We start from the raw sequence: 18467 nt of genomic DNA, 5'->3' as shown, positions 1-18467 counted from the left end.
TTGAAATATCGTCAAGCTATTCCAGATTCCCGCGCCGCCATTTTTCAAACGTTTTCAATACATCTTCTGACAATTCAATCTTAGATGCTGGTTTATCAGAAGTAATCTTTTTGACCCTCGTTTCAATCTTTCGTTCTATCACTTCAATCTCTCTTAAAAGCTCACGAGCCGACTTCCGAAGAGCTCCTTGTCCAAAAATAGCCCATTGTTCCGTAAAATCTGAGGTTGCCACATGAATTTGCGTCCGGATATTATTCAAATCCTGCGCCAGCTTTTCAATCCGCTCATCCGCCGTTTCATTCTCTCTTGTAAAGATGACCTCTACTCGGTGGTTAGTCCGCTTCTTTTCAATTCCTTTGACCATATGGGCATCGAATACGACAATGACTCGATACCCTGTGTATGCTTGATATTCTGCTAAATGTTGAATCAGCACGTCTCTGGCTTCTTCAAAGCTGTTTTCCTTTAAGTGCTGCAGCTGAGGCCATGCACCTATCATGTTGTATCCATCGACTAAGAGGATATCCATCTCTATTCTCCTAACGGATAACGTTTTCGATACACTTCATACATCAATAGACCAGCCGCAACTGATGCGTTTAACGAAGTAACCTTCCCGGCCATAGGCAGTTTAATCAGAAAATCACACTTTTCCTTAATCAATCGGCCAATTCCTTTTCCTTCACTGCCAATCACAAGAGCCAGCGGCATTGTACCATCAAATTGTCTGTAATCCTGTTTAGCAGACGCATCTGTTCCCGCAACCCAGATTCCTCTTTCTTTCATTTCATCAAGGGCTCTTGAAAGATTGGTCACTTTTGCAACAGGAATATGCTCAATTGCTCCAGTGGATGCCTTAGCAACTGTTGTTGTTAGACCGACCGCTCTCCTTTTCGGAATGACAATCCCGTGTGCACCTACAGCATCTGCCGTACGCATAATAGATCCTAAATTATGCGGGTCTTCAATTTCATCTAAAATCAGAAAGAAAGGCTGTTCATTCCGCTTTTCAGCGATTTGATACAGATCATCTAATTCTGCATATTCATATGCTGCTACTTGTGCAACGATTCCCTGGTGCTGACCTGTAACCATTTGATCAAGCTTTTTCCTCGGAACATACTGAATGGTGATATTTTGCTTTTTAGCGAGTTCAATGACCTGCTGGGCTTGTCCTTTTACAGTGTTTTCTGCCATCCAGAGCTTGTATAACTCCCGATCTGACTTCAGTGTCTCAATCACTGCATTTTTCCCAATGACATAATCATGTTGCTGACTCATTTGTCTTCCTCCCTGACGTTCCGATTTCAATCGCCTGACCAATCAGCTCTTCTAAGCGTTCGTCCTGCTTTTCAATAAATAAATAACCCATGAGCGCTTCAAACGCTGTACTATAACGATACGTTTGAACGTCTGTGTTTTTAGGCACTGTGCCTGATTTTGCGTTTCTTCCTCTTTTCAGCACCGCTTCTTCTGCTTCAGTGAAAAAGCCTTGCTGCTGAAGCGTAAATAAAATAGCAGCCTGTGATTTAGCTGAAACAATTTTGCTTGCTCGTTTGTGCAGCTCATTTGGTTTTGTCGCCCCCGTTTGGAGGAGGTGATGCCTCACATATACTTCAAAAATGGCATCACCCATATAAGCCAGCGCAAGTCCGTTCAACTGTTTACCGTCTTTCAGCTTTTCAAAATTCAACATTGCCTATTCTCCTCTTTTCCAGCGAGTACCTTGAGGAGTGTCCTCCAACACAATATTCATGTTCTTTAATTGATCACGAATTTGATCAGATAGGGCAAAGTCACGATTTCTTCTAGCTTCATTGCGTTTTTCAATTAACGCTTCTACCTCTTCGTCAAGCGTGTGCTTTTCTTCTAATGAGAAGCCGAGAACAGACGTAATTTCTTGGAACAAGCCGATAAATGCCTTGATCACTTCCTCCGAAGTATGATCATTTTCCATATAATAATTCGCCTGTTTCGCTAATTCGAATAAAACAGAGATCGCATTTGCCGTATTGAAGTCATCGTTCATTTCAGAAATAAATGTCGCACGCTGCTCTTCAATTTTTGCCAGCCATTCAGCATTGTCTTCCGTGATATTTGTGCTGCTCTCTAGACGATGATGTAAATTCGCATACGATGTCTTGAGTCGGTTAAACGCACTCTTTGTACTTTCTAATAAATCCATTGAGTAGTTAATTGGGTGACGATAGTGAACCGACAACATAAAGAAGCGGAGCACATCAGGATCTTGTTCTTTCACAATGTCATGCACCAGCACAAAGTTGCCAAGTGATTTTGACATTTTTTCATTATCAATATTAATATACCCGTTATGCATCCAATACTTCGCAAAAGGCTTCCCTGTCAAAGCCTCAGATTGGGCAATTTCATTCTCATGGTGAGGGAATGTTAAATCCTGTCCGCCAGCATGAATGTCGATCGTATCACCTAAATATTTTTTGACCATTGCCGAGCATTCGATGTGCCAGCCTGGGCGTCCTTTGCCCCACGGGCTATCCCAAGAGATTTCCTGATCCTTTGCAGCCTTCCAAAGAGCAAAGTCCAGCGCATCTCGTTTCTTTTCACCTACACGAATACGAGCACCTGTCTTCAGTTCATCAATTGATTGGTGAGAAAGCTTTCCATAACCTTCAAATGAGCGTGTGCTGTAATACACGTCACCATCTGCTTCATAGGCGTAGCCTTTTTCAACCAATGTCGCAATAAACGCAATGATATCATCCATGTTTTCCGTCACTCGCGGGTGAAGGTCTGCTTTTTTGCAGCCGAGCGCACTGACGTCTTCGAAGTAGGCTTGGATAAAACGGTCAGCAATTGTCGGCACATCTTCTCCGAGTTCGTTGGCTGCTTTGATGAGTTTATCATCCACATCTGTAAAGTTTGATACAAAGTTCACATCGTAACCGCTGTATTCTAAATACTTACGTACAGTGTCATAAACAATAGCAGGTCTAGCATTCCCGATATGAATGTAGTTATAAACGGTTGGTCCGCACACATACATCTTGACCTTTCCTGGCTCAAGCGGGACAAATTCTTCCTTCTTACGTGTCAATGTATTATAAATATTGATTGTCATGATTGTTCTTCCTTTCTGCTCAATGAAGCCAGCTCACCTTTTAGCTTTTCCATTTCTCGTTCCAATTCTTTGAAACGATCGGAAATTGGATCTGGCAAATCTTGATGATTGAGATCACGATTGATTTTCTTTCCATTTTGAACGACGACTCGCCCAGGTATACCGACAACGGTGGAATGGTCGGGTACGTCCTTTAACACGACCGACCCCGCTCCAATCTTGGCTCCTTTTCCAACTGTAATGGAACCAAGCACCTTGGCACCTGTCGCAATGAGGGCATCGTCTAAAATGGTCGGATGCCGCTTTCCCTTTTCTTTCCCTGTTCCCCCTAATGTCACGCCTTGGAAAACAGTGACGTTGTCTCCAATTTCACATGTTTCCCCGATCACGACGCCCATGCCGTGATCAATGAAGAACCGCCTGCCAATGGTTGCCGCCGGATGAATTTCCACCCCTGTGAAAAAACGGCTGACCTGAGAAATGATCCGCGCAATAAAATACAGCTTCCGCTTATAAAATGCGTGCGCAATACGGTGAGCCCAAATCGCATGAAGCCCTGAATAGGTTAGCACTACTTCAATATAGCTTCTAGCAGCAGGATCTTGATCAAACACAGTATCAATATCTTCTTTCAGCATTTTGAAAAACACATGCTCCCCCCGTTCTTCCCCATGAATCTCTCTTAGGACTTGCTCTCTTTTTTTGGACAAATAAAAAACGCCTCTGCCATATGACAGAGACGTTTTGAAAACGCGGTTCCACTCTGTTTAGAAAGCCACTTATCTTTCAGCCTTCTCAACTTAATCCCATAACGGAGGGTACCGCCCTTGCATACTAACGTACGTGTTCCTCAAGGGTCTTGAGGGTGCATTTCCAACGTCTGCCCATAAGTCTCTTTCAGCCGGTGGAGACTCTTTCTGTGATGGACGAGTACATTGTACTTCTCCCTCGCAACGATTTCCTTATATTTGTTTAATGCGGTTTAATACCGTTTCTTTACCTAGTAATTCAATACTTTGCGGAAGTTCTGGGCCATGCGTTTGTCCTGTGACAGCCACACGAATCGGCATGAATAGTTTCTTGCCTTTATGCCCTGTTTCTTTTTGTACCGCTTTAATGGCAGCCTTGATTTCATCAGGTGTGAAAGACTCAAGCTGTTCAAGCTGACCTGCAAAAGATGCCATCACTTCTGGTACTTGCTCCTCTGCTAGAACTTCCTTTGCCTCTTGATTATACTCAATTTGCTCCTTAAAGAACAACTCTGTTAACTCAACAATTTCTGCTCCGTAGCTTAATTGTTCGTGATACAGAGAAATAAGCTTGCGTACCCACGTGTTTTCTTCTTCAGTCAGCTGCTCACTTACCTTGCCTGCTTTTTGAAGATGCGGAAGTGTTAGTGCCACAACCTGATCAAGATCAAGTGCTTTTACGTATTGGTTGTTCACCCATTTTAGTTTATGCATATCGAATAGAGCTGGTGACTTAGAAAGTCGGTTTACATCGAAAATGTCGATGAATTGCTCTTTTGTAAACAGTTCTTCTTCGCCTACTGGAGACCATCCAAGTAATGCAATGAAGTTAAACAGGGCTTCAGGTAAATAGCCTAAATTCTTATATTGCTCGATGAATTGAATAATTGATTCATCACGTTTACTTAATTTCTTGCGGTTCTCGTTCACAATCAACGTCATATGTCCGAATAGCGGAACATCCCAGCCAAATGCATGAAAAATCATGATTTGTTTAGGGGTATTTGAAATATGATCTTCTCCGCGAAGAACGTGAGTCATTTTCATCAAATGATCATCCACGGCTACGGCAAAGTTATAAGTTGGCGTGCCATCTTTTTTCACAATAACAAAGTCACCAATGCCGTCTGTTTCAAATGAAATTTCACCTTTGACCATGTCGTCAAATTTGATGATTTCTCCTTTTGGCACTCGGAAGCGGATGCTTGGCTCTCTTCCTTCAGCAATCAGCTTGTCCTCTTCTTCTTTTGATAAATGACTGCATTTACCAGAATATCGAGGCATTTCACTGCGGGCGATTTGTGCTTCACGCTCTGCCTCTAGCTCTTCTGCCGTACAATAGCACTTATACGCCAAGTCCTTCTCTAACAGCTCGTCATAATATTTTTTGTAAAGATCATTACGTTCTGATTGTCTATAAGGACCGTAACCGCCATCTTTATCAATGCTCTCATCCCAATCAATACCGAGCCATTGCAGGTGGCGAAGCTGGCTTTCCTCCCCGCCTTCTACATTACGCTTTTGATCCGTATCCTCGATTCGAATAATAAATTTGCCGCCTTGGCTGCGTGCGAACAAATAGTTGAAAAGAGCCGTTCTAGCATTCCCAATATGTAAATGACCAGTTGGACTCGGTGCATAACGAACACGCACTTCATTTCCCATGAGTTTAACTTCCTTTCATCTGCATCATGTTGTCTGACACCAATTTTTTATAAACGTATTTTATCATCAAAACCTATTCTCATCAAAATGGATTTTACTTTTTCTGAAGAAGCACTGTTGCCTGAGAGGCAATTCCTTCTCCTCTTCCTGTAAATCCGAGTTTCTCTGTCGTTGTTGCTTTGACATTCACCTGTGTGACATCGGCCTCAAGCGCTTCTGCAATTTTCTCACACATTGGTTGAATGTAAGGTGCCATTTTTGGCTTTTGCGCCATGATGGTGCAGTCAATATTCACAAGTGTGTAGCCCTTTTCTTTCACAAGTGCCCACACATGCTGCAATAATTTAAAAGAATCTGCATCCTTAAACTCAGGATCTGTGTCTGGGAAATGTCTGCCGATATCTCCTTCAGCAATCGCACCCAGGCATGCATCTGCCACTGTGTGAAGCAGTACGTCAGCATCTGAATGACCTAGCAGTCCCTTTTCATAAGGGATGGTGACCCCGCCGATAATTAGAGGTCTTCCCTCTGTTAATTGATGTACATCAAAACCTTGTCCTATTCTCAACATGATCTAGTACCCTCTTTCCGCATCCATAATTGCCTTGGCAACCAATAAATCATCCGGTGTTGTCAGCTTAATATTGGTATAGTCTCCTTGGACAATATACACATTCTCACCTTGTAATTGTTCAACAAGACTGGCGTCGTCTGTTCCAAGGAAGCCTGTCCGCTCCGCATATTCATGCGCTTCTTTTAAAATAGAATGACGAAAAGCTTGTGGGGTCTGGACTGCCCACAAGCTCTGACGTTCAATGGTTTGTTCCACTTTGCCTTCTTGAACGCGTTTGATTGTGTCTTTCACTGGTACCGCTACAACTGCGGAGCCTTTTTCAATCGCCGCTTTAACGAGCAAGTCAATCTGTGTATGCTTAATAAAAGGCCTTGCCCCATCATGAACAAGCACGATGTCCGCATCTTTCACAGCCTTTAATCCTTCGTATACACTTTGCTGACGTTCTTCACCGCCAGTGACAAGTGAAACAGGCGTTTGAAAAGCGTGTACCTTGAGTAGCCTTTCAAAGTCTTGACGCTCCTCTTCATTGATCGCTAGGATCATTCGTTTGCATTGCGCATGAGCGTCAAACACCTTTAGTGTATGAATGATGACCGGCATTCTTTTCAGCTCAATAAAAAGCTTATTGCGGCCGGCCTTCATTCGTTTCCCCTGCCCCGCAGCCGGAATAACTACTTCATAATACATGTTCGTTCTCCCTTTAGAGCGCCTTCTCCAGAAGTTTTGGCTTCGCAAAAATCATTCTTCCAGCAGCAGTCTGCAGCACACTTGTGACGAGCACGTCAATGTCTTTTCCAATGTAATTGCGTCCTTCCTCGACCACAATCATCGTCCCGTCATCTAAGTAAGCAACACCTTGGTTATGCTCTTTCCCATCTTTGATGACCTGTACCTTCATTTCTTCCCCAGGCAGTACAACCGGTTTAACGGCATTGGCTAGATCATTGATGTTTAACACTGCTACTTTTTGAAGTTCGCATACTTTATTTAAATTAAAATCATTGGTCACAACTACACCTGAAGTTAATTTCGCCAGCTTCACAAGCTTGCTATCAACCTCTTGAATGTCTTCGAAGTCACCTTCGTAAATTTCAACTTTGATATCCAATTCTTTTTGAATACGATTTAAAATATCAAGACCTCTTCGGCCTCTATTTCTCTTTAATACATCTGAAGAGTCTGCAATATGCTGTAATTCCTCGAGTACAAATTGAGGAATGACCATGACACCTTCTAAGAATCCAGTTTGGCAAATATCTGCGATTCTTCCATCAATGATAACACTTGTGTCTAAAATTTTCAGCTTTTTATCTTCTATTTCAGGTTCATCATCAGCTGCTCCTTTTTTCTTTGTGACCTTTGCAGATCGGGAGAACAGCCCTATCATTTCATCCTTCTTCTTAAAGCCTACCTGAAACCCAAGGTATCCTAAAAAGAAAGCCAGGAAAATCGGAATAATGGTACCAAAAATATGATATGGGATATTGTTTAGCGGGATCACGTTTACAATAAGATATGCTAGAATAAGTCCAAATACTAATCCGAAACTTCCAGATATAAGATCAGGAAGAGGCGCCTTCAATAGAGAATCCTCGATCCATTTCACCCAATTAACCACATAACCTGTGCACCATTTACCAATGATGAAGAACACAACGGCTCCTATTAGTGCTGAAGAGTAAGCATTTGTTATGAAAGGTATGTCCTTTACATTTAAAAGCAGAAATAACTCTGGAATGATAAAAATCCCCACAACTGCACCCAAAATGATAAAAAACGCCTGAACGATTCTTTTTAACATACCTTCACCTCCTTTATTTTTCATCTGTCAATCCACCTTCATCTGACATTGATATATGTTTAAGTTTCCTATCATGAGCAACAGAAAACAAAACCATCATTAATATACCCATATTCATCCATTTTTAACCGTAGTAGAGGAAAATTTCTCTTCTTAAAGCTGACGGTCGATATAATGTTTTTCTTGTAACCTTTTTAATCCTTTTTTTATCTTTTTCGCTCTTACTTCTCCAATTCCTTCTACTTCATCCAATTCTTGTACATCTGCTTCCATAATTCGATCTAGCACACCGAATGCTTCAACCACATTTTCGACGATTGGCATTGGCAGTCTAGGGATTTTATGGAGCAATCTGTATCCTCTTGTGTACACATATTCGTCAATATTTGTAGAAGCGGGATATCCAAGTAACTTGTACAGAATGGAATCATCTAAAAGCTCAAAGCTCGACATATCTTGAAGTTGTTTAAGCAGCACATACGGATCTTTAATCTTTTCTTTCACGTAATCTTTAATAAATAAAGCCGCTTCCTGCTCCATATCTGTAATCAATTCATTGACCTGCAGACGGATCAAGTGTCCCTCTGTTCCAAGCTCTTTGATATACATATTGATTTCATTTTTGATTCTGAGTACCATTTCGTAGCGGTGCAGCACGGATAATACATCCCCAAAGGTCACAAGCTCTTCGAATTCTAGGGCGCTTAACGCAGAAATGGCGTGATCTAAAATCGTTTTATATTTCTCAAGTGTTTGAATGGCTTGATTAGCCTTTGTTAAAATAAAGCCAATATCTTTCAGCGTATAACGACGATTCCCTTGGTATAAGGTAATGACGTTCCTCCGTTCAGAAATAGCAATAATTAAGCAGCCTGTCTGCTTTGCTACACGTTCAGCCGTCCGGTGCCTCATGCCTGTTTCCGATGAATGAATGGTTGCATCTGGCATCAGCTGTGTATTCGCATACAAGATTTTTTGACCAGAATCGCTAAGAATAATGGCCCCATCCATCTTCGCCAATTCATATAAATGTGCTGGGGAGAAGGCAGAATTAATGTGAAATCCTCCATCTACCACACTCTTTACTTTGTCATTATAACCAACAACAATGAGCCCGCCAGTATTGGCTCTCAGGACGTTTTCAATCCCTGCCCGCAGAGGTGTTCCTGGTGCCACAAACTGTACAATATCTAAGAGATCGAGTTCTCTCGCTCCTTTTTTCTCTTTTTCCATTTCTATGATCCCCCTAGTGAAATTCGAAGTGCCTCCGCTACATTTTCTACACCAACTAACTCAATCCCTCTCGGCTTTTTCCATCCGTCTAGATTCGCCTGAGGAACAAACATTCGCTTAAATCCTAGTTTTGCAGCTTCCTGCACTCGCTGTTCAATTCTTGATACTCTTCTGACTTCTCCCGTCAGACCGACCTCTCCTATAAAGCAATCCGCTTGATGCGGCGCTGCATCTTTAAAGCTTGATGCAATACTGACGGCAATAGCTAAGTCAATCGCTGGTTCGTCAAGCTTCACACCGCCTGCGACCTTTAAATAGGCATCTTGGTTTTGCAGCAGCAGCCCCACGCGTTTTTCTAAAACTGCCATGAGCAGCGATACTCGATTATGATCAAGGCCAGTGGCCATTCTTCGCGGATTCCCAAAGCTTGTCGGGGAAATTAATGCCTGTATCTCGACAAGTACGGGTCTTGTTCCTTCCATTGAGGCAACAACACACGAACCAGATACACCTGCCGACCGCTCTTCTAAAAAGATTTCTGATGGATTTAATACTTCCGTGAGCCCTTCCTCTCTCATTTCAAAAATTCCCAATTCATTCGTTGAACCAAATCGGTTTTTGACCGCCCGTAAGATACGAAACGTATGATGACGCTCGCCTTCAAAATAAAGAACTGTATCCACCATATGCTCTAAAAGGCGTGGACCTGCGATCGAGCCTTCTTTGGTTACGTGACCAACGATAAAAATAGGAATACCATTTGTCTTGGCAATCTTCATCAGCTGCGCTGTACATTCTCTAACTTGAGATACAGAGCCGGGAGCTGACGTGATATCGCTTTGGTAAACGGTTTGAATCGAATCCACCACAACAAACGCAGGTTTCATCTCCTGTATAGCAGACGTTATATACTCCATATCGGTTTCAGCCAAAACATGTAAAGAGGCGCTTTCAATGCCAAGGCGGTCCGCTCTTAGCTTCGTTTGTTTAATGGACTCCTCACCAGATATGTATAACACATTCTGATTTTTGTCTGAGAGCTGTGCTGATACTTGTAATAACAATGTGGACTTCCCAATCCCAGGATCTCCGCCGATGAGAACAAGAGAACCTTTGACAATTCCACTTCCTAATACTCGGTTAAATTCTTCTAAATTTGTTTTAATTCGGGGTTCTTCGGATGTTTCAATTGCAGATATAGGTGAAGGTTTTTGAATGGTTTGAACAGAATGATTAAAAGCACTTCGACGGTTTGCCGGCTCTTTGCGAACGACCTCTTCTGTCATACTGTTCCACGTGCCGCAGCCTGGACATTTCCCCATCCATTTGGCTGACTCATAACCGCACGATTGGCATATAAATTTTGATTTTGTCTTAGCCATAGATTGAAGAATACAACTCCTTATACTGGTCAGAAAATAAGTAAAGGGAGGCATACACCTTGCAGGTATGCCTCACACTTTTTTCTTACTATATTAGTTCGTAGCAGCCGTCGCTTTTACGACAATTTCTCCATCTTCCACATCTAATACGATATGTTGACCTTTTTCAATATTCCCCTTCAGAAGCTCCTCAGAAAGTCGATCTTCCACGTGCTTTTGAATCGCTCGTCTTAACGGACGCGCACCGTACTCAAGATCTACTCCTTCGTCGGCAATTTTCGCTTTTGCTGCTTCCGTCAATTCAATTGATAGGTCTTGTTCTTTTAATCGTTTTGTCAATTGATCAGACATGAGAGACACGATCTCTTTGAGATGTTTCTTCTCAAGCGAGTGGAAGACAATGATTTCATCAATACGGTTGATAAACTCAGGTCTAAACGCACGTTTCAACTCGCCCATCACTTTGCCTTTCATATCCTTGTAATTTTGACTTTCATCCTGCACGTTAAAGCCAACATATTTATTGCGCTTCAGCTCACTAGCTCCAACGTTTGATGTCATGATCAAAATCGTATTTCTAAAGTCAACGGTACGCCCTTTAGAATCAGTCAGACGACCATCTTCTAACACTTGCAGTAAGATATTAAATACATCTGGATGCGCCTTTTCAATCTCGTCTAAAAGAACGACAGAATAAGGTTTTCTTCTCACTTTTTCAGTCAGCTGTCCACCTTCATCATAGCCCACATAGCCTGGAGGTGACCCAACAAGTCTGGATGTAGAGTGTTTCTCCATGTATTCAGACATATCAATACGGATCATTGCTTCTTCATCACCGAAAATAGACTCAGCGAGTGCTCTTGCAAGCTCCGTTTTACCAACCCCTGTTGGACCCAAGAAGATAAAGGAGCCGATTGGACGCTTCGGATCTTTCAGGCCAGCACGCGCACGTCTCACTGCTTTGGCTACAGCGACAACCGCTTCATCCTGTCCGATCACGCGAGAGTGGAGCAATTGTTCCATGTTCAGAAGCTTATCTGTCTCCGTTTGAGCAATTTTCGAAACAGGCACTCCCGTCCAGCTCGAAACGACCATTGCAATATCATCTACAGATACCTCTGAATTCTCTTGTCCCTGCTTTTCTTTCCATGATTTCTTTGTCACTTCTACTTTTTCACGCAAACGCTGTTCTGTATCGCGAAGAGAAGCTGCTTTTTCAAATTCTTGACTTTGAACTGCCGCATCCTTTTCCTTGCGTACTTCATCCAGCTTTTGCTCTAATTCTTTTAGATTAGGCGGTGTCGTGAACGAACGTAAACGGACTTTCGAACCTGCCTCATCAATTAAATCAATCGCCTTATCTGGAAGGAATCGGTCAGAAATATAACGGTCAGACAGCTTCACTGCCGCCTCAATCGCTTCATCTGTAATAGACACACGGTGATGTGCTTCATACCGGTCTCTAAGCCCTCTTAAGATTTGAATACTTTCATCAACAGACGGCTGATCTACTTGAATTGGCTGGAAACGTCGTTCAAGCGCAGCGTCCTTTTCAATGTATTTACGGTACTCATCTAACGTTGTCGCTCCAATACATTGAAGCTCACCACGTGCTAAGGATGGCTTCAAGATATTAGACGCATCAATCGCGCCCTCTGCTCCACCAGCACCAATGAGTGTATGAAGCTCGTCGATAAAGAGAATGATATTTCCTGCCTGGCGAATTTCGTCCATCACTTTTTTCAAACGATCCTCGAATTCACCACGATATTTCGTCCCAGCTACAACAGTTCCCATATCCAGTGTCATCACTCGTTTATCGCGCAGGATTTCAGGCACTTCGTTATGAATAATTTGCTGTGCAAGACCTTCTGCGATGGCTGTTTTACCAACACCAGGCTCACCAATCAGCACAGGGTTATTTTTTGTTCTTCTGCTTAGGACCTCAATGACACGTTGAATTTCTTTGCTTCGGCCAATGACAGGGTCCAAGCTGTCCTCTTTTGCAATAGCTGTCAAATCTCTTGCCAAGCTATCTAGTGTTGGTGTATTTGCATTGCTATTAGAGCCTGCCGCAGATGCACCTGTTTCATTGCTTCCAAGCAGCTGCAGAACTTGCTGACGTGCTTTATTTAAGCTCACTCCGAGGTTATTTAAGACACGGGCAGCGACACCCTCTCCCTCACGAATAAGACCTAATAGAATATGTTCTGTCCCTACATAGGAATGACCTAGCTTTCTTGCTTCATCCATTGAAAGCTCAGTGACCTTCTTCGCTCTAGGCGTATAATGAGGAATAGCTTGAGACACCTCTTGCCCTCTTCCAATCAAGCTTTCGACTTCTTTTTGGATTTTATCTGAAACAAGGCCCAGTGCTTCTAACGCTTTGGCAGCGATGCCCTCACCTTCACGTACAAGGCCAAGTAAAATGTGCTCAGTACCTATGTTCTTATGGCCTAGGCGAATGGCTTCTTCTTGTGCAAGTGCTAATACCTTTTGAGCTCTTTCAGTGAATCTTCCAAACATCATATCGTTTCATCCTCCTGTCCATTCCTATGCATTTCTAAGCGCAGCCTTTCTCTAATAATCGCTGCTCGTTTTATATCTCGTTCATTTGGCTCTAAGGCTCCTCCTGAATATTGTTGAAGGAAGCCGGGCTGAGTCAAAATCATGAGTTCATTCAGTATATTACTTGAAAGCCCCTTAATGATACCTAAATCAATTCCAAGCCGCACATCTGACAAACACTTTGCTGTTTCCTTTGATTCAATCATACGACAATTGGCCAAAATCCCTAAGGAACGGTACACTCTGTCCTCAAGTTCAATTTTAGATGTTTGATATAAAGCTTTTCGTGCAGATCGCTCTTGTTCAATGAGCTGAGCGGTCACACTATTCAAGTCATCTACAATGTCTTCTTCTGATTGACCAAGTGTCATTTGATTTGATATTTGAAAGATGTTTCCTATTGCTTCGCTGCCCTCACCATAAATTCCTCTGACCACAAGACCTAATTGATTAATGGCCGGAATAATCCGATTCATTTGTCTTGTGAGCGCTAATGCTGGTAAATGCATCATGACCGAAGCCCTAATACCTGTACCTACATTGGTCGGACAGCTTGTTAAGTATCCTCGCTTTTCAGAAAACGCATAATCCACTTGCTCTTCAATCCAGTCATCTACCTGATTAGCCGCTTTTAGTGCATTGGCTAGCTGAAAACCTGGGAATAAGCATTGGATTCGAATATGGTCTTCTTCATTCAGCATCACACTGATTTCTTCATTTTCAGAAAGCAAACAGCCGCCAAATCTTGATTCAGCTAAATTGGGGCTAATCAAATGCTTTTCAACAAGTACCCTCTTTGCTAAAGGCTGCGTTTCATTCATTCGAATCAGAACAAAGTTTCCAATGTCCTTCACTTCCTGGCTAGCAAACTTTTGCTCGAATTGCTGGAGAACAGCTTCAGCTTCAGCTTGAGAAAACTGAGTTGGGAAACGAACATGCTCTAGATTGCGAGCTAGCCGGATACGACTGCTTAGAACAATGTCACTTTCTGGTCCTTTTTGTTTCATCCACTGACTAAGAGCGTCTTGAATAAAATGCTGGAGCGACATGTCGTTAATCTCCCTCCCTCTGCTGAGATTGCTCATGCTCTAATGCACGAATTTGATCTCGAACTTCCGCTGCCTTTTCGAACTCTTCCTGTTCAATCAGCTGCTTCAGCTCTTGCTGCATTAACTCAAGTTTCCGGCGAACATGCAGGCTGCCGGCAATTCGTTTTGGGACTTTTCCATTATGGACTGTATTTCCACTATGGACTTTCCGTAAAACAGGGTTCAGATACTGATCAAATGTACGATAGCATTCTGCACAGCCAAATCGGCCTGTTTTTCTGAACTGCTGAAAGGTTAAGCCACACTTAGGACATTGATCCACTTCTTTCGCTTCTTGAAAAATAGATGAGCCCTTGTTAGCACTTGTGGTGAAGCTAGGATCAATATTCAATAAGCCTGATAATAAGTTGTGAATCGAGAAACCTTGGTTTCCACTCATAGCATATGAATCACTGTTTTCTTTTGCACATTGTTCACATATGTGCATTTCTTGTTTTTCTCCATTTATAACTTTCGTAAAGTGAAAAGTGGCTGGTCTCTCATTACATTCTTGACAAATCAATCTTTTCACCCGCTTTACTTTAATTTCAAAGCATTTAACATCGCTTTCATCATCCGAGCACGCAGTTCATCACGTTCAGGTAAATCAATATGCAATACAGAACGGTCCATGACACTAATCATCATCTTAGCTTCTCTTTCAGATAAAATGTTATTTTCAACAAGACGCATGATGATATGATCAGATGCAGCCTGTGATAAACGATGATATATTTGGGAAATAATGTTGTTCAATAAGTCGACTTCATCATTCATTTTGACTTTAATGATACGGATATAGCCACCGCCGCCACGCTTACTTTCAACGATATAGCCTCTCTCGCTCGTAAAGCGTGTATTGATAACATAGTTAATTTGTGAAGGTACGCATTGAAATTTATCTGCAATTTCATTGCGCTTAATTTCTAATATTTCTCGACCGTTCTGATCCAAGACTTCCTTCAAATACTGCTCGATGATATCAGAAATATTTTGTGCCACTCCGCCTCCTCCTCCATTGACTTTGACTATATTTGACTTTAATCTTACTATAAATTTTTTCGATCGATTTTTCAAGATAATCGCTCAACTAACAATATTATTTCCACATTTATATGGTATCAAACCTCTCAAAAACACAAAAAAGACCAGTTCCGGCTGGAACTGATCCTTATAGAAGCTTGGCGGCGTCCTACTCTCACAGGGGGAAACCCCCAACTACCATCGGCGCTGAAGAGCTTAACTTCCGTGTTCGGTATGGGAACGGGTGTGACCTCTTCGCTATCGCCACCAAACCTGATGGAGAGAATGTTCTCTCAAAACTAGATAACAATGTTCATGCTTCACATTAGAATATAGGTTAAGTCCTCGATCTATTAGTATCTGTCAGCTCCACGTGTCACCACGCTTCCACCTCAGACCTATCAACCTGATCATCTTTCAGGGATCTTACTTCCTTGCGGAATGGGAAATCTCATCTTGAGGGGGGCTTCATGCTTAGATGCTTTCAGCACTTATCCCGTCCGCACATAGCTACCCAGCGATGCCCTTGGCAGAACAACTGGTACACCAGCGGTGCGTCCATCCCGGTCCTCTCGTACTAAGGACAGCTCCTCTCAAATTTCCTGCGCCCGCGACGGATAGGGACCGAACTGTCTCACGACGTTCTGAACCCAGCTCGCGTACCGCTTTAATGGGCGAACAGCCCAACCCTTGGGACCGACTACAGCCCCAGGATGCGATGAGCCGACATCGAGGTGCCAAACCTCCCCGTCGATGTGGACTCTTGGGGGAGATAAGCCTGTTATCCCCGGGGTAGCTTTTATCCGTTGAGCGATGGCCCTTCCATGCGGAACCACCGGATCACTAAGCCCGACTTTCGTCCCTGCTCGACTTGTAGGTCTCGCAGTCAAGCTCCCTTGTGCCTTTACACTCTGCGAATGATTTCCAACCATTCTGAGGGAACCTTTGGGCGCCTCCGTTACATTTTAGGAGGCGACCGCCCCAGTCAAACTGCCCACCTGACACTGTCTCCCTGCCCGATAAGGGCAGCGGGTTAGAAGGTCAATACAGCCAGGGTAGTATCCCACCGATGCCTCCACCGAAGCTAGCGCTCCGGTTTCCAAGGCTCCTACCTATCCTGTACAAGCTGTACCAACATTCAATATCAGGCTGCAGTAAAGCTCCACGGGGTCTTTCCGTCCTGTCGCGGGTAACCTGCATCTTCACAGGTACTATAATTTCACCGAGTCTCTCGTTGAGACAGTGCCCAGATCGTTGCGCCTTTCGTGCGGGTCGGAACTTACCCGACAAGGAATTTCGCTACCTTAGGACCGTTATAGTTACGGCCGCCGTTTACTGGGGCTTCAATTCGCACCTTCGCTTACGCTAAGCGCTCCTCTTAACCTTCCAGCACCGGGCAGGCGTCAGCCCCTATACTTCGCCTTACGGCTTCGCAGAGACCTGTGTTTTTGCTAAACAGTCGCCTGGGCCTATTCACTGCGGCTTCTCGGGGCTTTAACACCCTAAGAAGCACCCCTTCTCCCGAAGTTACGGGGTCATTTTGCCGAGTTCCTTAACGAGAGTTCTCTCGATCACCTTAGGATTCTCTCCTCGCCTACCTGTGTCGGTTTGCGGTACGGGCACCTCTCACCTCGCTAGAGGCTTTTCTTGGCAGTGTGGAATCAGGAACTTCGCTACTAAATTTCGCTCGCCATCACAGCTCAGCCTTTATGGGAAACGGATTTGCCTATTTCCCAGCCTAACTGCTTGGACGCGGATATCCAATACCGCGCTTACCCTATCCTCCTGCGTCCCCCCATTGCTCAAATGGTGAGGAGGTGGTACAGGAATATCAACCTGTTGTCCATCGCCTACGCCTTTCGGCCTCGGCTTAGGTCCCGACTAACCCTGAGCGGACGAGCCTTCCTCAGGAAACCTTAGGCATTCGGTGGACGGGATTCTCACCCGTCTTTCGCTACTCATACCGGCATTCTCACTTCTAAGCGCTCCACCAGTCCTTCCGGTCTGGCTTCACAGCCCTTAGAACGCTCTCCTACCACTGTTCGTAAGAACAGTCCGCAGCTTCGGTGATACGTTTAGCCCCGGTACATTTTCGGCGCAGAGTCACTCGACCAGTGAGCTATTACGCACTCTTTAAATGGTGGCTGCTTCTAAGCCAACATCCTGGTTGTCTAAGCAACTCCACATCCTTTTCCACTTAACGTATACTTTGGGACCTTAGCTGGCGGTCTGGGCTGTTTCCCTTTCGACTACGGATCTTATCACTCGCAGTCTGACTCCCAAGGATAAGTCATCGGCATTCGGAGTTTGACTGAATTCGGTAACCCGGTAGGGGCCCCTAGTCCAATCAGTGCTCTACCTCCGAGACTCTTACCTTGAGGCTAGCCCTAAAGCTATTTCGGAGAGAACCAGCTATCTCCAGGTTCGATTGGCATTTCACCCCTACCCACACCTCATCCCCGCACTTTTCAACGTGCGTGGGTTCGGGCCTCCATTCAGTGTTACCTGAACTTCACCCTGGACATGGGTAGATCACCTGGTTTCGGGTCTACGACCACGTACTCATGCGCCCTATTCAGACTCGCTTTCGCTGCGGCTCCGCATCTTCTGCTTAACCTTGCACGGGATCGTAACTCGCCGGTTCATTCTACAAAAGGCACGCCATCACCCGTTAACGGGCTCTGACTACTTGTAGGCACACGGTTTCAGGATCTATTTCACTCCCCTTCCGGGGTGCTTTTCACCTTTCCCTCACGGTACTGGTTCACTATCGGTCACTAGGGAGTATTTAGCCTTGGGAGATGGTCCTCCCGGATTCCGACGGAATTTCACGTGTTCCGCCGTACTCAGGATCCACTCTGGAGAGAATGACATTTCAGTTACAGGGCTGTTACCTTCTTTGGCGGGCCTTTCCAGACCTCTTCGCTTATATCATTCCTTTGTAACTCCGTATAGAGTGTCCTACAACCCCAAGAGGCAAGCCTCTTGGTTTGGGCTGTTCCCGTTTCGCTCGCCGCTACTCAGGGAATCGCATTTGCTTTCTCTTCCTCCGGGTACTTAGATGTTTCAGTTCCCCGGGTATGCCTTCTCATACTCTATGTATTCAAGTATGGATACTACTCCATTACGAGCAGTGGGTTTCCCCATTCGGAAATCTCCGGATCAAAGCTTGCTTACAGCTCCCCGAAGCATATCGGTGTTCGTCCCGTCCTTCATCGGCTCCTAGTGCCAAGGCATCCACCGTGCGCCCTTTCTAACTTAACCATTTCTTACTTTAGAAA

Annotated in this window: 15 protein-coding genes, 2 rRNA genes and 1 other annotated feature; all 17 genes read right to left on the bottom strand. The window is 44.1% G+C overall.

Going from position 1 to position 18467, the window contains the following annotated elements; genetic code table 11:
* Nucleotides 1-16: 16 nt before the first annotated feature.
* Nucleotides 17-529, bottom strand: a complete 513-nt coding sequence (gene rae1, locus MHI08_RS00640; RefSeq protein WP_024425589.1) for a ribosome-dependent mRNA decay endonuclease Rae1/YacP — start codon at nt 527-529, stop codon at nt 17-19.
* Between the two features lie 2 nt (nt 530-531).
* A complete protein-coding gene (gene rlmB, locus MHI08_RS00635) occupies nt 532-1281 on the bottom strand; it encodes a 23S rRNA (guanosine(2251)-2'-O)-methyltransferase RlmB (RefSeq protein WP_024425588.1) in 750 nt (249 codons plus the stop codon).
* Nucleotides 1265-1696: a Mini-ribonuclease 3 gene (locus MHI08_RS00630; protein ID WP_024425587.1), complete on the bottom strand. Its 432-nt coding sequence runs from the start codon at nt 1694-1696 to the stop codon at nt 1265-1267. Before MHI08_RS00630 ends, rlmB begins: the two co-directional genes overlap by 17 nt.
* A 3-nt stretch (nt 1697-1699) precedes the next feature.
* Entirely contained in the window at nt 1700-3100 is a 1401-nt protein-coding gene (cysS, locus tag MHI08_RS00625) for a cysteine--tRNA ligase (RefSeq protein ID WP_202739528.1), read from the bottom strand.
* Complete coding sequence (gene cysE / locus MHI08_RS00620; RefSeq protein ID WP_034283914.1) at nt 3097-3750, bottom strand: serine O-acetyltransferase; 654 nt, start codon at nt 3748-3750, stop codon at nt 3097-3099. The genes cysS and cysE overlap by 4 nt, the downstream gene beginning before the upstream one ends.
* Before the next feature lie 82 nt (nt 3751-3832).
* Nucleotides 3833-4063: a binding site (T-box leader), on the bottom strand.
* Nucleotides 4063-5514 carry a glutamate--tRNA ligase gene (gltX, locus tag MHI08_RS00615; protein WP_342499888.1) on the bottom strand — a complete coding sequence of 484 codons (1452 nt, stop codon included), beginning with the start codon at nt 5512-5514 and terminating at the stop codon, nt 4063-4065. It overlaps the preceding feature by 1 nt.
* 94 nt (nt 5515-5608) lie before the next feature.
* A complete protein-coding gene (gene ispF, locus MHI08_RS00610) occupies nt 5609-6085 on the bottom strand; it encodes a 2-C-methyl-D-erythritol 2,4-cyclodiphosphate synthase (RefSeq protein ID WP_003216928.1) in 477 nt (158 codons plus the stop codon).
* A gap of 3 nt (nt 6086-6088) precedes the next feature.
* Complete coding sequence (gene ispD, locus MHI08_RS00605; protein WP_024425583.1) at nt 6089-6778, bottom strand: 2-C-methyl-D-erythritol 4-phosphate cytidylyltransferase; 690 nt, start codon at nt 6776-6778, stop codon at nt 6089-6091.
* A gap of 13 nt (nt 6779-6791) precedes the next feature.
* Entirely contained in the window at nt 6792-7892 is a 1101-nt protein-coding gene (locus MHI08_RS00600; RefSeq protein ID WP_024425582.1) for a PIN/TRAM domain-containing protein, read from the bottom strand.
* 153 nt (nt 7893-8045) lie between these two features.
* Nucleotides 8046-9125 carry a DNA integrity scanning diadenylate cyclase DisA gene (disA, locus tag MHI08_RS00595; RefSeq protein ID WP_024425581.1) on the bottom strand — a complete coding sequence of 360 codons (1080 nt, stop codon included), beginning with the start codon at nt 9123-9125 and terminating at the stop codon, nt 8046-8048.
* 2 nt (nt 9126-9127) lie between these two features.
* Nucleotides 9128-10507, bottom strand: a complete 1380-nt coding sequence (gene radA, locus MHI08_RS00590) for a DNA repair protein RadA (RefSeq protein ID WP_342499887.1) — start codon at nt 10505-10507, stop codon at nt 9128-9130.
* Between the two features lie 93 nt (nt 10508-10600).
* Entirely contained in the window at nt 10601-13036 is a 2436-nt protein-coding gene (gene clpC / locus MHI08_RS00585; RefSeq protein ID WP_007496263.1) for an ATP-dependent protease ATP-binding subunit ClpC, read from the bottom strand.
* Nucleotides 13033-14124, bottom strand: a complete 1092-nt coding sequence (locus tag MHI08_RS00580) for a protein arginine kinase (protein WP_024425579.1) — start codon at nt 14122-14124, stop codon at nt 13033-13035. Before MHI08_RS00580 ends, clpC begins: the two co-directional genes overlap by 4 nt.
* Nucleotides 14125-14128: 4 nt before the next feature.
* Nucleotides 14129-14686 carry a UvrB/UvrC motif-containing protein gene (locus MHI08_RS00575; protein WP_024425862.1) on the bottom strand — a complete coding sequence of 186 codons (558 nt, stop codon included), beginning with the start codon at nt 14684-14686 and terminating at the stop codon, nt 14129-14131.
* A 14-nt stretch (nt 14687-14700) separates the two neighbouring features.
* On the bottom strand, nt 14701-15165 hold the full coding sequence (locus MHI08_RS00570; protein WP_003217184.1) for a CtsR family transcriptional regulator: 465 nt from the start codon (nt 15163-15165) through the stop codon (nt 14701-14703).
* Between the two features lie 177 nt (nt 15166-15342).
* Nucleotides 15343-15458 (bottom strand): 5S ribosomal RNA (rrf, locus tag MHI08_RS00565).
* Between the two features lie 61 nt (nt 15459-15519).
* Nucleotides 15520-18450 (bottom strand): 23S ribosomal RNA (locus tag MHI08_RS00560).
* Between the last annotated feature and the right edge of the window lie 17 nt (nt 18451-18467).

The organism is Bacillus sp. FSL M7-0791, assembly GCF_038627085.1.
Taxonomy (GTDB): domain Bacteria; phylum Bacillota; class Bacilli; order Bacillales; family Bacillaceae; genus Bacillus; species Bacillus safensis.
The sequence above is the reverse complement of the archived record's forward strand: the minus strand, read 5'-3'. Positions and strand labels throughout refer to the sequence as shown.

What these genes read in the sequence shown, in the direction of transcription:
- MHI08_RS00600 (WP_024425582.1), bottom strand. Translation starts at nt 7,892, where the DNA reads ATGTTAAAAAGAATCGTTCAGGCGTTTTTTATCATTTTGGGTGCAGTT.
- radA (WP_342499887.1), bottom strand. Translation starts at nt 10,507, where the DNA reads ATGGCTAAGACAAAATCAAAATTTATATGCCAATCGTGCGGTTATGAG.
- MHI08_RS00580 (WP_024425579.1), bottom strand. Translation starts at nt 14,124, where the DNA reads ATGTCGCTCCAGCATTTTATTCAAGACGCTCTTAGTCAGTGGATGAAA.
- MHI08_RS00630 (WP_024425587.1), bottom strand. Translation starts at nt 1,696, where the DNA reads ATGTTGAATTTTGAAAAGCTGAAAGACGGTAAACAGTTGAACGGACTT.
- rlmB (WP_024425588.1), bottom strand. Translation starts at nt 1,281, where the DNA reads ATGAGTCAGCAACATGATTATGTCATTGGGAAAAATGCAGTGATTGAG.
- cysS (WP_202739528.1), bottom strand. Translation starts at nt 3,100, where the DNA reads ATGACAATCAATATTTATAATACATTGACACGTAAGAAGGAAGAATTT.
- gltX (WP_342499888.1), bottom strand. Translation starts at nt 5,514, where the DNA reads ATGGGAAATGAAGTGCGTGTTCGTTATGCACCGAGTCCAACTGGTCAT.
- ispD (WP_024425583.1), bottom strand. Translation starts at nt 6,778, where the DNA reads ATGTATTATGAAGTAGTTATTCCGGCTGCGGGGCAGGGGAAACGAATG.
- rae1 (WP_024425589.1), bottom strand. Translation starts at nt 529, where the DNA reads ATGGATATCCTCTTAGTCGATGGATACAACATGATAGGTGCATGGCCT.
- disA (WP_024425581.1), bottom strand. Translation starts at nt 9,125, where the DNA reads ATGGAAAAAGAGAAAAAAGGAGCGAGAGAACTCGATCTCTTAGATATT.
- ispF (WP_003216928.1), bottom strand. Translation starts at nt 6,085, where the DNA reads ATGTTGAGAATAGGACAAGGTTTTGATGTACATCAATTAACAGAGGGA.
- clpC (WP_007496263.1), bottom strand. Translation starts at nt 13,036, where the DNA reads ATGATGTTTGGAAGATTCACTGAAAGAGCTCAAAAGGTATTAGCACTT.